This window comes from Rhodococcus sp. RCBS9 (assembly GCF_029457415.1).
Taxonomy (GTDB): domain Bacteria; phylum Actinomycetota; class Actinomycetes; order Mycobacteriales; family Mycobacteriaceae; genus Rhodococcus_F; species Rhodococcus_F qingshengii.
In genome coordinates this window covers 2,064,348-2,077,659 of record NZ_CP120422.1, presented here as the reverse complement: position 1 = coordinate 2,077,659, position 13,312 = coordinate 2,064,348, and the positions used below count along the sequence as shown (strand labels likewise).

The window sequence follows — 13,312 nt, the reverse complement described above, 5'->3', positions numbered from 1 at the left end:
CAGATCACTTCACTGTCAGGAGTCTCTCGGTGAGATTGCCGAACGTGTGACAGATTCTGTCGTGGACCACGGCCTCGGGACATTCGGGGTCGAACCACCGGTCCACCACTGCCCAGTGAATCGGATGATCGAGGTACTGGGTCTGCAGTGAGCCGAGGTCGGTGAACTCCTGCTCCCAGACATGAGTCCATGGTGTGTGCCCGATCGCTGCGTCGACTCGGCTGAGACGCCAGGCGCAGATCGACGAGATATGGGTAGGCATCCTGAGCAGATCCCGTTCGAATTCCTCGAGTACGTCCTGGGGTGTGCTGGGGGATACCCGGATGAACAGCGCTCGGTACACCTGACCGGCGGCTTCGGCGCCGGAACGTCCCGTGGTCCCGGACGAGTACTCGGCACCGTGGAAGTGGTCGACGGCGGCGCAGCGCAGGCTGTCGTCGACCGCATCTCGGGCTGTCTGCCAAGCCATCTCGTCTTCGAACTGAAGATGGACGATCAGATCTCCGCCGTTGATGACGCCGGGAAGTGTCGTACAGACGAGACGACGCAGCGCGTTCGACGATTCGGCAACTGCGGCAATGTTCTTCACTGCAGCGGTCCACTCGTCGGCGCCCGCCCCGTTGGCGGCGTGCACGACTCTTGTCACGTTATACATTGCTCAGTCCTTCGATGTCCTTTGCTGCGGCGGCCATGGAGCGACTCCGTTCGATTATGAGCGGAGCCATTGCATCCCACCACTGCCTGAGGGTGGAGTCTCTGCGGCCCTGGCGCGTCATCGACCACCAGCCGGCCGTGCCGTCGACCGTCCAGGTGACGGTCAAGGTGTTCGGGTCTTGATCGCACCACAACGGAGGGCTGACGAGTACGTCGGCGAGTGTCATGCCGCGACGCTGTGCACTCGGCAAATACTGGTCGAGTAGCGCGTCGACGAACTGTCGACCGCATCCCGGTTTCGTGACTATCCGATCGATCACGTAGAGCGTTTCATCTGCCATTGGTGAAGATTACTTTCCCCTAACCCGTTGTGATGCTTTCGATCTCACACAGCGGGAGATAGCGGATTTGGTCATGTGCCCGGCATTTCGACACCTCCCGTCAGGCGGGAATCGTTGCTGTGCAACAGAATCGGATGATGCAACATGGCGGACAACGATTGCGTGAAATGCAGTCGAACTCAGGTCGAACACATACGTCATGTGTTCGATGTCGTGAAGTGGAAGAGCCTTGGAGGAGCAGTTGAATCACTCGCTGGTAGGGAAGACCGCGCTGGTGACCGGGAGCAGTCGAGGCATCGGCAGGGCGATCGCCAGGCGACTGGCGGCAGAGGGGGCAACCGTGGTCGTCACCGCACGGTCGACTCGGCCTACCGCGGCAGTCCGTGCCGACAGTAATGTCGTCATCGGCGGTACGTTGTCCGAGACCGTCGAGATGATCGAGTCGCAACACGGTCGTGCACTTGCCATTCCGGCCGATCTCGAGGATTCCGAGGCTCGCGACGGATTGATCGAGAAGGTCGTCTCGCGGACCGGAGGTATCGACATCCTCGTGAACAATGCCGGGTTTGCCGACTACGCGCCGATCGAGAAGATGTCGCTGGCGACGTTCGATCGGACCCTCGACCACTACATTCGCGCGCCGTTCGCCCTGTCGAAGGCAGCCATCCCCTACATGCGAGAGCGCGGCGCAGGCTGGATCGTGAACATCGGTTCCTCGACGGGACTGAATCCGATCAGGCCCTTCCGCGACTACAACAAGACGTCGGGTGACGTGATTTACGCGTCGATGAAGGCAGCACTGCACAGGTTCACACAGGGCCTCGCCGCGGAGGTGCTGGACGACAATATCGCGGTCAACTCGGTGGGGCCTTCCACTGCGATCTCGACTCCCGGCGCCGACGCACTCATTCCGGATGGATACGAAACCGAGCCCGTCGAGTATCTTGCCGAGACGGTACTGGCCATGTGTTCTCTTCCCGCGGCCGAGCGGACCGGCCTTGTAGCGTTCAGTCTTCATTTTCCCTGGTATCAGGATCTGGTCGTGAAGGCGCTCGACGGGCAAGGGCTGATGCCCAGACGTGAGCCACCGACGTGGTGCAATCCCAACATTCTGCCCGAAGGAATCTGAAGTCTTTGTCGAGCAATAGTTTCGGCGACACAACCCGAGGAGTGGAGATGTCCCACGCTGAACGCCGGTTCGGTACCGGCACGGCCGTCGTGACCGGTGCGGGGGCCGGTATCGGTGCAGGGTTCGCCCGACACCTTGCGCGGCTGGGAATGACGGTGGTAGTTGCCGACATCGACGAGGAGCGTGCGTCGCTCGTCGCCGAGGACATTCGCGCGGCCGGTGGGAGGGCTGACGTCCATGGAGTGGACGTAGCGGATGCAGATGCCGTGAAGAGGATGGCGGACAATGTGTTCGATCGTCACGGCAGCGTCGAGTTGCTGGTCAACAATGCCGGAGTGGAGACGGCCGGGTTGCTGTGGGAAGTCAGTGGTGCGCGGTGGAGACGGTTGATGGAGATCAACGTCGACGGCGTCTTCTATTGCCTTCGTGCTTTCGTGCCATTGATGTTGAAGGTGGGTAAGCCGGCGTGTGTGGCCAATCTGTCTTCTGTCGGCGGGATCAACAGCGCCGCGGTGCAAGGACCGTACATCGTCAGTAAGTTCGCGGTGCTGGCGATGACCGAGAGCTTGCACCAAGATCTGTCGTTGGTCGACTCTCCGATTCAGGTCAGTGCTGTTGTTCCACACTCGATCCGGAGTGAGATCTTTCGTGCGGCCCAGCGTGACGCGCCGACTACGAACGTCACGGCAAACGCTGTCTTCGATGCAATGCAACAGGCGAACGTCGAATCCGGACTCGACCCGCTCGATGCCGCCGAGCACATGACCGAAGCAATAGCGCGTGGGGACTTCTGGGTGTTCTCCGACGACGACGCGTGTCGGCAGTTCACCGACCGCCGAGCCGCTCAGCTTCGAGACCTGCTACCTCCCGCCGATCCTCGCACAATGCTCACACGCATGGGCATCTCGTGAATGCGGAGCTGTTCGGAGCAGGCCTGTTCACGCGCTGCCGTTGACAGACGTCGACGCACTCTTGGGGAGGCCTGACCAACCCACCAGGCCGACCAGAGCGAAAGCTACGGCGGCAGTGACGAAGGTGACGGTGAAGGCGGATTCGCTGGGCAGAGCGGATACGCCCTCTGGCAGGTTCGCGATGGTCATCGAGGCGAGAATCGTAGTCACCACTGCACTGCCCATGGCGCTGCCGGTGGAACGGGAGATCGAGTTGATGCCGTTGGCTATTCCACTCTGGTGTCGCGGAACGCTCGACATGATGATCGCGGGCATGGCCGCGTAGCCCAGGCTCACGGCGGCGCCGATCACGATGCCGGCACCGATGACCGACGCGGTGTGCGTGTGGTCGTACGCGAGCCAGGCGAACGGCACCGCACCACAGATGGCGGTGAGTCCCAGGACGAAGCGTGGCCCACGCACTCTGATGAGCCGCCCACCGATCGGTGCTGCGATCAGCGAGGCAATCGCACCCGGCAGCAGGAATTCCACCGACGCACGCAGAATGCTGGCGTCGAATCCGTATCCCGTGAGGGCGTGGGGAAGCTGCACGAGATAGGAGATGCCCAGGAAGTTGGCGAACATTCCGAAGCCCAGCATGACCCCCGCCAGATTCGCCATCATCACGGGCCGGTGGACGAACATTCGCATGTCGACCAGTGGTTCGTCGACGATCTTCTCGATCCAGACCCAGACTGCGAACATCACGATCGAGCCCAGGAAAACACCGATGGTCACGGGTGAGAACCAACCCCATTGGTGGCCTTGCGAAATCGACAACAGGAGCAGAAGGAGTGCAGCGCCCAGGCTCAGCGCGCCGATTACGTCGACGCGCCCGCCGCTCTTGTGCTTGGTTGCCGGAACCAGCGTGATGACGGCGACGAGGGCAAGCAACGCGAACCCGGTGGCCATCCAGAAGGCGTTGCGGTAGTCGGCATCCGGAGCCGATGTGAGAAGTCCGGTGGCTACGAGGGCGAGCCCGCTGCCGAATGCGAGAGTTCCGCTGACCAATGCCATCGCGCCGGGAAGCTTGTGTGGGCGGACCTCTTCGCGCAGGACCGACAGAGCCAGCGGGAAGATGGCGGTGGCGGTCCCCTGGAGGACGCGTCCGAGGATGAGAAGTGGCAGATTGTGTGCCAGTGCGGCGACGATCGAACCGATGACCATGACGACCAGAACGCCGACCAGCGTGCGCTTCTTGCCGTGCTGATCGCCGTAGCGGCCCAACAGGGGAGTGAAAACGGCGGCCGACAGCAACGTCGCCGTCGTCACCCAACTGATGCCGGCCGCGGATGCGCCCAGATCGGACTGAATACGCCCCAAAATCGGGACGGGCAGTGTCTGCATCATCGAGACGATCATCGCGGCCAGGCTGAGCGCCCCGATGATGACGGCCTCGCGGCGCGGCGATGTTACGACGGATACATCCGGGGTGTCGTGGACCGTTGGCTGCGCAGCGCTGTCGGTCGTCACTGAATTCGTCAAGTGGGTCCTTCTCGGGAATTACAAGAGAAATTGCTTAATGTGCCGAAGTAATTTTCTCTGGATGGTAAGTCCGCGAGATCGATCCCGTCAATGCTGGTCAGTGAGCCCCTGGGGCCAGCTCGGTGTATTCAGGACCAACTCGGCGTGTTCCGGACTAGAAGGGGTAGACCGGGAGTGCGCTCTGCGCAGTCACCCACTGCGTTTCGGTGAAGGCGTCGAGGTTTGCGCCGATACCGCCGACGCGGCCACCGTTACCCGAAGACGCCATACCGCCGAACGGGATGACTGCTTCGTCGCCGACGGTCTGATCGTTGATGTGTACGAGGCCGGTGGGGATTTGTTGGGCGAGCTCGAGCCCTCGCATGGCGTCGGAGGTCAGAATGCCCAGTGACAGTCCGTACTCGGAATCGTTGGCTATGGCGACGGCCTGTTCGACGGTGGCGAAGGAGGTGACCGGTGCGACTGGCCCGAAGACTTCGTCGGCGAATGCCGGCGCGGTGAGTGGGGTGTCGGCCAGCACGGTGGGCCGGTAGAAGAGATCCTCGTAGGTGCCGCCGGCCGCCAGTTTTGCTCCGGCCGCGATGCTTCCGGTGACCAGGGAGTGGATGTGGTCGCGTTGTCCGGCGTCGATGATGGGTCCGAGTGCGACCTGACCGGTGAACGGGTCGCCTACCGGAAGCTTGTCGGCGTGTTCGGCAAGGAGTGCGGTGTAGTCGGCGGCGATACTTTCGTGGACGAGCTGGCGGCCGGTGGTCATGCAGATCTGCCCCTGGTGCATGAAGGATCCGAAAGCGCCTACAGATGCGGCCTTTTCGAGGTCGACGTCGTCCATGACGATCAGTGCGTTGTTTCCCCCGAGTTCGAGGTGTGCTCGTTTGAGATGGCGGCCCGCCAGTTCACCGACAGCGCGTCCTGCCCGGGTCGACCCGGTGAATGCGATGACGCGAACGCTCGGATGAACCACGATTGCCTCACCGGCGTCAGCGCCACCCGGCAGCATGCCGAACACTCCGGCAGGCAGACCGGCTTCTTCGAAGATGCGGGCAAGAACCACACCGCCACAGATCGCCGTGCGCGGATCAGGCTTGAGGATCACCGAATTGCCCAGTGCCAGTGCGGGAGCGACTGCACGGATCGACAGAATGATCGGGAAGTTGAACGGTGCGATGACGCCGACGGTGCCGACGGGGACGCGACGAGAGAAGCTCAGCCGCGGTTGCTCCGAGCGCAGCACCTCGCCGATGGGGTGTGCGGCCAAAGCTGCTGCGTTGTAGCACTCTTCGGCAGCGGTGTGGGTTTCCAGTCCGGCTTTGGCGGGAATGCTGCCGGCCTCGCGGATTACCCATTCGCCGATTTCGTCGGCGTACTGCTCGAACAGTTGACCGGCGCGGCGTAGAACGGCGGCTCGTTCGGTGTACGGCCTTGCTGCCCAATCCTTCTGAGCGGCAGTAGCTTTTGTTGCAGCGGCTGCCACGTCGTCTGGTGTTGCCATGCCGACCGTCGTCAACTGCTTGCCGGTGGCCGGTTCGACGACAATACGATCGTCGGCGCTACCGAGAACCCATTCGCCGTCGAAGATCTTCGATTCCCACACAGGTTCGCTCAGCAAACGCGTCATGGCCGCTCCTCGGTAAAGGGATGCAACCGCGCGCCGCATCACATGGTTGTGGACCACGTTGCTCCGTGAGGGGAGTCGATCGCCATCGCACTTTCACTCAGTGAAAGACGGATTCATGGCGTCCTTGAGCGCTTGGATCAGATCGGCGAACTCGGTCGAGTGGGTGGCGCCGCTGCGGGTCACTCCCGAGACGGGAATTCGCAAGCGGCCGTGCGATTCTCGCATGAAGCTGATGCCGGCGCGTGGAGATTCGCCTGCGGTGATCGAATACAGCAGGGTCCAGGCGCGCGGGTTGGTGATCACGTCCAGCGTGGCTGTGTGATCGCTCGGAATTGCAGGGCCCAGTTGGACGCGTCGATCTATCTCGCGGAACGCGTCCTCGACCACCTTGTGAATGAGCACCTGGCTTTGGCGCGGCGGCAGGAGCAGGGGGTATGCGGCCAGATCATTGAGGTCGACGCTTTGCTGGCCGGCCAGGGGGTGCCGGCTCGACATGACGACCAGCAGATCTTCGACGCCGAGGTCCAAGGGTTCGAGTCCGGGGCGGTCGACGCCGCCGCGAATCAGCGCGATGTCGGCGTCACCGGAGGCTACGGCGTCCATGCGGTGGGCAAAACTCTTGATGACGAACTCGACGTCCAGGTCCGGATGAAGTTCGCGCACGTGTGCGATGGCGTCCAGCGTCTGAGCGGCGAAGCTCATGTTTCCGGTGATCCGGATCCGGGCTCGTGGGTCGCGTGCGACGGAGTAGGCCATCGTTTCGAGGCTGAGGACTTGCTGCGCAATGGGCACGAGTCGCGATCCTGCCGGGGCAAGGCGAACGGCTCGGGTCGAGCGTTCGAAGAGTGTCGCGCCAAGCTCCTTCTCCAGTCGGGCGACCTGATGGCTGATCGCCGACTGCGAGATGAAGCAGCGCTCGGCAGCGCGACTGAAGCTCAGTTCCTCGCTCACGACGAGGAAGTACTTGAGTTGGCGGAAGTCCATGAGGACAGCTTACTTATGAGCAATCGAGATAACAGTCTTGCGAATACTCCAGCTAGCTGGACCCGACCCATGATCAGTCCATACCGTAATAGTCATACTTTCAATTTGGTTGAGGAGATTTGTTGTGGATAGAACAGCTGCGGGTCGCGCTGACATCGACGCGACTGGACACGAGCAGACTCAGGTAGTCATCGTCGGTTCGGGATTCGGAGCCCTCGCCGCGGCCAAGACCCTCGCGAAGTCCAAGACGCCGTTCGTCCTCATCTCCGCCACCACCGAGCACCTCTTCCAGCCGCTGCTCTACCAGGTGGCGACTGGTGTTCTGTCGGCAGGCGAAGTTGCTCCGCCCATCCGCACGATCCTGCAGAAGTACCCCAACGCCGACGTGCGTCTCGGTCGCGTCGTCGAGGTCAACGCCGAAGAGAACACCGTCGTCTACGAGGCTTCAGGCACCCGCCACACTCTCGGATACCGCTCGCTCATCGCAGCCACCGGTGCCACCCAGGCGTACTTCGGTCATGACGAGTTCGAAAAGGTCACCTACAAGCTCAAGACCGTCGAGGATGCCGAGGTCCTGCGTAAGCAGATCCTGCGTTGCTTCGAAGAGGCTCACACCACCAACGACGCGCTGGTTCGCCGCAACCTGCTCAGCTTCGTTGTCGTCGGTGCAGGCGCGACCGGCGTCGAGCTCGCCGGACAGATCAAGGAACTGGCGCGTCGCTACTTCGCCAAGTCCATCAACAACATCAGCGCCGACGAGGTCACGGTCACCATGGTCGAGGGCGCGGGCGTTGCGCTTCCGGCCTTCGGCGGCAAGCTCAGTGAGTACACACAGGCCTCGCTCGAGAAGTCGGGTGTCGAGGTTGTTCTCAACACCATGGTCACCGCCATCGACGAGCACGGTGTCACCGTCTCTTCGGCAAAGACCAAGGAAGAGAAGCGCATCGACGCCGAGACCGTCATCTGGTCGGCCGGTGTTCGCGCCAACGACTTCGCAGCAGTGCTCGGCGAGGCGACCGGTTGTGAGAGTGACCGTGCAGGTCGTCTGCTCATCAATCCGGACTTGACCGTCGGCGGGTTCGCCAATGTCTTTGCCATCGGCGACATGACTTCGCTGAACGGTCTGCCGGGTCAGTCGCCCGTTGCAATGCAGGGTGGCCGTCATGCAGCGAAGACTGTGAACGGAAAGGTCAAGGCCGGAACGCCTTTCAAATACTTCGACAAGGGCAGCATGTCGATCATCAGCCGATTCAGCGCTGTGTGTCGCGTCCGCAAGGTCGAGTTCAAGGGCACGATCGCCTGGTTCATGTGGCTGGCCGTGCACGTGATGTATCTGGTGGGCTTCCGCAACCGGTATGTCGCTGTGATGTCGTGGTTCGGTTCGTTCATCGGTCACCGTCGTCCGCACTTCCACTACGCGCAGGAGCCGATGAAGATCGAGGCCACGCCGCCGGTGACCGAACGCGAACCGGAATTGGCGCACTCCGCGTAGCTTCGCACCGCCTGAACACGTTTCGCCTGATGTCAGTCACACTGTGTGAATGGCATCAGGCGAGCGTTCGTTGATCGGCCGGGCATTTATCGTGCTCGGTGCCTTCGACGCGAAATCGCCGCGGTTGACGCAGTCGGAGATCAGTCGTCGCAGCGGTTTGCCTCTGCCCACCGTCCACCGACTGTGTGGGCAGTTGGTGGCTGAGGGCGCACTCGAGCGTCGGAGTGACGGCAAGTACCAGGTCGGAGTCCGGTTGTGGGAGATCGGCGCTCTTGCTCCCGGCGCTCACGGCCTACGGCAGGTGGCGTTGCCGTTCCTCGAGGACCTGTACGAGGTCACCCGAGAGAACGTGCAGTTGGTCGTTCGTGAGGGCACCGAGGCTCTGTACCTCGAGCGCTTGTCCTCGCGTAGCGCCGTCACCGTGGTCGGCCGTGCCGGCGGAAGATTGCCGTTGCACGCGTCCAGCGGTGGATTGATTCTCCTCGCGCACGGCGGAACCGAGCTTCTCGACGACGTCCTTCGCGCCGGCCTCGAGTCGTTCACTCCCAAAACCATTACTTCCGAGCGGATTTTGCGAGCAACTCTCGACGAGATCAGGCGCGCCGGATTCGTGGTCTGTCGTGAGTATCTGAACGTCGGAACCCTTGCCGTCGCCGCTCCTGTCCGCGAAGCCGGGGGCAGTGTCGTGGCAGCGGTCTCGACAGTTGTTCCGGTGGAGCAGGATCCAGCTCCTTTACTGCCCGCGTTGGTCGCGGCCGCCCGTGGAATATCACGCGGGCTTGGTAGCGGTGGGTTTCGATAGCTCGTTTCGGTCTTTCACTGAGTGAAATTGCAGCTGTTCAGAGGAGTGATCGTGGTCGAGGGTGGTCTCAATCGTCACTCACCTCAGGAGCTCTCTGTATGTCTTCTTCACGCACCCAGGTCGGAATCGTCGGTGGTGGTCCCGCCGGGTTGATGCTCTCGCATCTGTTGCACCTGAAGGGAATCGATTCGGTTGTCCTGGAATGCCGCACCCGCGAAGAGGTAGAAGGCACCATTCGTGCCGGCGTGCTCGAACAGAACACGGTTGATCTCATGGTCGAGACCGGACTCGGTGATCGACTGAAGCGGGAGGGCCTCGAACATCACGGAATCGAGTTGCGATTCGGTGGACGAGGGCACCGAATCGCGTTCGACGAACTGACCGACGGGCGAGCAGTCACGGTGTATCCGCAACACGAGGTGCTCAAGGATCTGATCGCGCGGCGTCTCGCTGACGGCGGGGACATTCGATTCGGAGTGTCCGACGCGCAAGTACACGATCACGAATCGGATCGCCCGAGTATCACTTTTGTCGACTCGGACGGAAATGATCAGAAGCTCGAGTGCGCCCTGGTGGCCGGTTGCGACGGTTCACGCACCGGAACGCGAAAGCTGATTCCCGAACCGTCGATCCGAACGGATCATTTCCGCCAGTATCCCTTCGCGTGGTTCGGCATCCTGGCCGAGGCGCCGCCGTCGTCCGAAGAACTGATTTATGCCAACCATGAGCGCGGGTTTGCACTGATCAGCACACGGACGCCCGAGGTACAGCGTCATTACCTTCAGGTCGATCCGGACGACTCCGTGGACAACTGGTCCGACGATCGAATCTGGGACGAGCTGCACATGCGCGTCGACGGTGAGGGGGCGGAGATCAAGGACGGCAGGATCTTTCAGAAGTCGATCCTCCAGTTCCGCAGCTTCGTGTGTGAGCCGATGCAGCACGGCAACCTGTTTCTTGCAGGGGATGCGGCGCACACCGTGCCGCCGACCGGCGCGAAGGGAATGAATCTCGCGATCGCCGACGTCTACGCACTGGCGAAGGCAATGGACGGTTTCTTCACCTCGTCCGACCGAAAGATGCTGGACGGGTACACCGAAACGGTGTTGCCGCGTGTGTGGCGGACGCAGCACTTCTCGTGGTGGATGTCGTCGATGCTCCATCGCTTGCCAGACGACAGCGGTTTCGGGCATCGCCGACAGTTGGCCGAGTTGGACATGGTCACGCGTTCCGTGGCGGGACGAACGCTGATCGCCGAGAACTACGTCGGAACTCCCTTGCATCAGTAGGCCGATTCGCAGGTTGCACGGTGCGAAATCAGGGGGAGTGGGGTGCCAGGTGTCACCAGGACCCCGAAGTTCTTGGTATGTGTCCGCCTGGCGGGAAGCCGCCGAGCCGAAGTAGCGGGAGCTTTGTAACCTCGAACACGTCCTTGTCCAACCGAGGGTGGCTGATGCTTCGACCGCACTGCGGGGGAGTTGTCGTATGACTGAGCGTTGCAAGAAGTGACTGTTCAGGATCCACTGTCTCCCAAGCCGATCGGTGCGAACCGACGTCGAGCTCATCGAGGCACTTCAGTCGCTCCGGTCAACTGAACAGAGGGATCTTCCGATGAAGTTCAGCCTCGCCGTGGCGATGATTCCCCTCTCTCAACTCGTTGCACTTGCGAAAGTGGCCGAAGAATGCGGCTTTTCTTCGATCACGATGCCCGACTCACTGTTCTTTCCCGAGCGGGGCGCTACCGGGTATCCGTATACCGCTGACGGTGTGCGGATGTGGGACGCGAAGACACCATTTGTAGACCCCATGATTGCCGCGGCCTTCATGGGACCCGGAACGTCGAAGATTCGCTTTTATCCGCAGGTGCTCGAGCTCAGCTCACGCAATCCTCTGCTGCTGGCAAGCCAGGTGGGGTCGGTCGCGAATCTGACAGGAGGCCGCTTCGGTCTCGGGGTCGGTGTGGGCTGGGCGCCAGAGGAATTCGAGTGGTGCGGCGCTTCCCCCAAGGATCGAGGCCCGCGAGTCGACGAGATGCTCGAGGTACTGCGACTGGTTCTAGGCGGCGGTATGGTCGAACATCACGGCAAGTTCTTCGACTTCGACAGGCTGCAGATGAGCCCGGCGCCGATCGATCCCGTCCCCATCTACATCGGAGGACATTCCGCGGCCGCATTGCGCCGTGCAGCGCGAGTGGGTGACGGTTGGACCTCGGCTACAGTCTCTTTCGCTGATCTGCAAGCTCTCATCGCGAGGATCGGCGTCCTGCGGGTCGAGTACGGGCGCGCCGAGTCCCCGTTCGAAATTCAGGCCGTCTGCGCCGATCGCTTCGGTCTCGACGGCTCCTTGGAACTGGCCGATAGCGGAGTGACGGAATCGATCGTCATTCCTTGGGCCATGTACGGCCTCGGGTTCGACTGCGACCTGGAAGCGAAGAAAGATGCGGTACGCAGGTTCTCCGAGGAAGTCATCTGCAAATTCTGAATTCACATAGCGCGCCCGTGCTGCAATGACCCGTGTGCGGGGATCAATCCGTATGCGGGCGTTGCGGCTCCAACATCCGTTCGCGCAGACTGTCGTAGATAGGTGCCGACCCTGCCGACGTGGTGACGAATACCGCTGCCGCAGTGGCAGCGAGCATCGGGACCAGCGTCGACGTCACCGCGGTCATTTCGACCACGATCACGATGCCGGTGAACGGTGCGCGTACTACGGCGCCGAAGAAGGCAGCCATACCGACGGTGGCCATGGTGACCGTGAGCCCGGCGTCCACTCCGGGCACGAAGCTCGACAGTCCGGTGAAGATCGACCCCCAGAGCGCGCCGAGAGCGAGTAAGGGAGCGAACAGTCCGCCGGGAGTTCCAGCGGCATACGAGAGCGGGCCGGTGAAGAACCGAACCACCAAGTACAGCAGCAGGATCGGCAGTACGAAGGTCCTTCCGCCGACGATCATCTGTGCAAGAACGTCGCCGCCCCCACTGGCCAACGGGTCGAGGAACAGCGTCAGGCCGATGACGGCGCCGATCGTTGCGCCGATGACAGTCGGTGGGATCTTGTCGAGCCGTGCCACGATGTCGAGTAGTCCTAGAATCAGGCGGTTGTACGCAATACCCAGTAGCCCCGTGAGGATTCCGAAGACGACGAACAGTGGCAAGAATGCGAGTTGCGGTGTCGGGACGGTGCCGACCTCGAAATCGGGTTGATCACCGATGACGATCCGTGCACAGCCCACCGCCACTGAAACACCGAAAAGCGTTGGCAGCACGGTGCGCAGCCGGAACGAGTGCGTCACCTCCTCGCAGACGAACAGTGCCCCCGCGATCGGCGCGTTGAATGCGACAGCGAGACCTGCTCCGGCCGCGGATGTTTGCAGCATGGCGACGTCGGGTTCGGTGAGGCGGGCTCGCCGTCCCGCTTCTGCTCCGATCTCCGCACCCATGTGTACGGTGGGGCCTTCACGGCCGAGAACCAGACCGGAGCCGATCGCCAAGAGGCCGCCGATGAATCTGGCGGGCACGAGATTGATTCCCGGCGGTTTCGCTTCACCGCGGGACACCGCCTCGACGTGCTGGATGCCGCTTCCCTTTGCGAGGGGCACTCGTCTGACGATCAGTACGGCAAGTACGGTACACAGGGCCACCAGGAGGACCGGCACGAGCCACCCGACGTACGGAACGTGATGCGCCCAGTTCACGATCGCCTGACGAAGTTCGTCGGCCCTGATCAGACACCAACGGAACGCGCCGCCGACAAATCCGACCCCGACGCCGGCGACCGCAGCGAGTAGACACAGCAAACCCAGTCCGCGGTTGGAGTCACGCGGTTCGGTGCCGCCATCGTCCTCGGTCATCGTGATCAGC

Annotated in this window: 12 protein-coding genes; 6 read left to right on the top strand and 6 right to left on the bottom strand. The window is 62.1% G+C overall.

The window, feature by feature from the left end; all coding sequences use genetic code 11:
* Positions 1-4: 4 nt before the first annotated feature.
* Positions 5-655: a Dabb family protein gene (locus P0M12_RS09940; RefSeq protein ID WP_030536113.1), complete on the bottom strand. Its 651-nt coding sequence runs from the start codon at positions 653-655 to the stop codon at positions 5-7.
* A complete protein-coding gene (locus P0M12_RS09935; protein WP_007730530.1) occupies positions 648-995 on the bottom strand; it encodes a hypothetical protein in 348 nt (115 codons plus the stop codon). Before P0M12_RS09935 ends, P0M12_RS09940 begins: the two co-directional genes overlap by 8 nt.
* 241 nt (positions 996-1,236) lie before the next feature.
* Between P0M12_RS09935 and P0M12_RS09930 the strand changes: the two genes are divergently transcribed.
* Entirely contained in the window at positions 1,237-2,124 is an 888-nt protein-coding gene (locus P0M12_RS09930; protein WP_042921616.1) for an SDR family NAD(P)-dependent oxidoreductase, read from the top strand.
* A 47-nt stretch (positions 2,125-2,171) separates the two neighbouring features.
* Positions 2,172-3,035, top strand: coding sequence for an SDR family NAD(P)-dependent oxidoreductase (locus P0M12_RS09925; protein ID WP_007730535.1), 864 nt, complete (start codon positions 2,172-2,174; stop codon positions 3,033-3,035).
* 27 nt (positions 3,036-3,062) lie between these two features.
* Here P0M12_RS09925 and P0M12_RS09920 read toward each other — a convergent pair whose 3' ends face one another.
* The 3 genes from P0M12_RS09920 to P0M12_RS09910 all read right to left on the bottom strand — a co-directional run bounded on the left by P0M12_RS09920 (position 3,063) and on the right by P0M12_RS09910 (position 7,161).
* Complete coding sequence (locus P0M12_RS09920) at positions 3,063-4,559, bottom strand: MFS transporter (RefSeq protein ID WP_202426560.1); 1,497 nt, start codon at positions 4,557-4,559, stop codon at positions 3,063-3,065.
* Positions 4,560-4,713: 154 nt separating this feature from the next.
* Positions 4,714-6,177, bottom strand: coding sequence for a benzaldehyde dehydrogenase (locus P0M12_RS09915; RefSeq protein ID WP_007730539.1), 1,464 nt, complete (start codon positions 6,175-6,177; stop codon positions 4,714-4,716).
* A 93-nt stretch (positions 6,178-6,270) separates the two neighbouring features.
* The gene (locus tag P0M12_RS09910; protein ID WP_003943104.1) at positions 6,271-7,161 is read right to left on the bottom strand and encodes a LysR family transcriptional regulator; all 891 of its coding nucleotides are present in this window, start codon (positions 7,159-7,161) and stop codon (positions 6,271-6,273) included.
* 124 nt (positions 7,162-7,285) lie between these two features.
* Between P0M12_RS09910 and P0M12_RS09905 the strand changes: the two genes are divergently transcribed.
* From P0M12_RS09905 to P0M12_RS09890, 4 genes are all read left to right on the top strand, one after another.
* Positions 7,286-8,653 (top strand): NAD(P)/FAD-dependent oxidoreductase, encoded by a 1,368-nt coding sequence (locus P0M12_RS09905; protein ID WP_003942969.1) that lies wholly within the window; start codon positions 7,286-7,288, stop codon positions 8,651-8,653.
* A gap of 49 nt (positions 8,654-8,702) precedes the next feature.
* Positions 8,703-9,455, top strand: a complete 753-nt coding sequence (locus tag P0M12_RS09900) for an IclR family transcriptional regulator (RefSeq protein ID WP_003943227.1) — start codon at positions 8,703-8,705, stop codon at positions 9,453-9,455.
* Positions 9,456-9,553: 98 nt separating this feature from the next.
* The gene (locus P0M12_RS09895) at positions 9,554-10,744 is read left to right on the top strand and encodes a 4-hydroxybenzoate 3-monooxygenase (RefSeq protein WP_007730544.1); all 1,191 of its coding nucleotides are present in this window, start codon (positions 9,554-9,556) and stop codon (positions 10,742-10,744) included.
* A 322-nt stretch (positions 10,745-11,066) separates the two neighbouring features.
* Positions 11,067-11,936, top strand: coding sequence for a TIGR03619 family F420-dependent LLM class oxidoreductase (locus P0M12_RS09890; protein ID WP_007730547.1), 870 nt, complete (start codon positions 11,067-11,069; stop codon positions 11,934-11,936).
* A 43-nt stretch (positions 11,937-11,979) separates the two neighbouring features.
* Here P0M12_RS09890 and P0M12_RS09885 read toward each other — a convergent pair whose 3' ends face one another.
* Positions 11,980-13,302 carry a ClC family H(+)/Cl(-) exchange transporter gene (locus P0M12_RS09885; protein WP_277377639.1) on the bottom strand — a complete coding sequence of 441 codons (1,323 nt, stop codon included), beginning with the start codon at positions 13,300-13,302 and terminating at the stop codon, positions 11,980-11,982.
* Between the last annotated feature and the right edge of the window lie 10 nt (positions 13,303-13,312).

Excerpts from the sequence above, each read along its gene's own strand:
- P0M12_RS09935 (WP_007730530.1), bottom strand. The coding sequence starts at position 995 with ATGGCAGATGAAACGCTCTACGTGATCGATCGGATAGTCACGAAACCG.
- P0M12_RS09895 (WP_007730544.1), top strand. The coding sequence starts at position 9,554 with ATGTCTTCTTCACGCACCCAGGTCGGAATCGTCGGTGGTGGTCCCGCC.
- P0M12_RS09925 (WP_007730535.1), top strand. The coding sequence starts at position 2,172 with ATGTCCCACGCTGAACGCCGGTTCGGTACCGGCACGGCCGTCGTGACC.
- P0M12_RS09940 (WP_030536113.1), bottom strand. The coding sequence starts at position 655 with ATGTATAACGTGACAAGAGTCGTGCACGCCGCCAACGGGGCGGGCGCC.
- P0M12_RS09900 (WP_003943227.1), top strand. The coding sequence starts at position 8,703 with ATGGCATCAGGCGAGCGTTCGTTGATCGGCCGGGCATTTATCGTGCTC.
- P0M12_RS09910 (WP_003943104.1), bottom strand. The coding sequence starts at position 7,161 with ATGGACTTCCGCCAACTCAAGTACTTCCTCGTCGTGAGCGAGGAACTG.
- P0M12_RS09885 (WP_277377639.1), bottom strand. The coding sequence starts at position 13,302 with ATGACCGAGGACGATGGCGGCACCGAACCGCGTGACTCCAACCGCGGA.
- P0M12_RS09915 (WP_007730539.1), bottom strand. The coding sequence starts at position 6,177 with ATGACGCGTTTGCTGAGCGAACCTGTGTGGGAATCGAAGATCTTCGAC.
- P0M12_RS09890 (WP_007730547.1), top strand. The coding sequence starts at position 11,067 with ATGAAGTTCAGCCTCGCCGTGGCGATGATTCCCCTCTCTCAACTCGTT.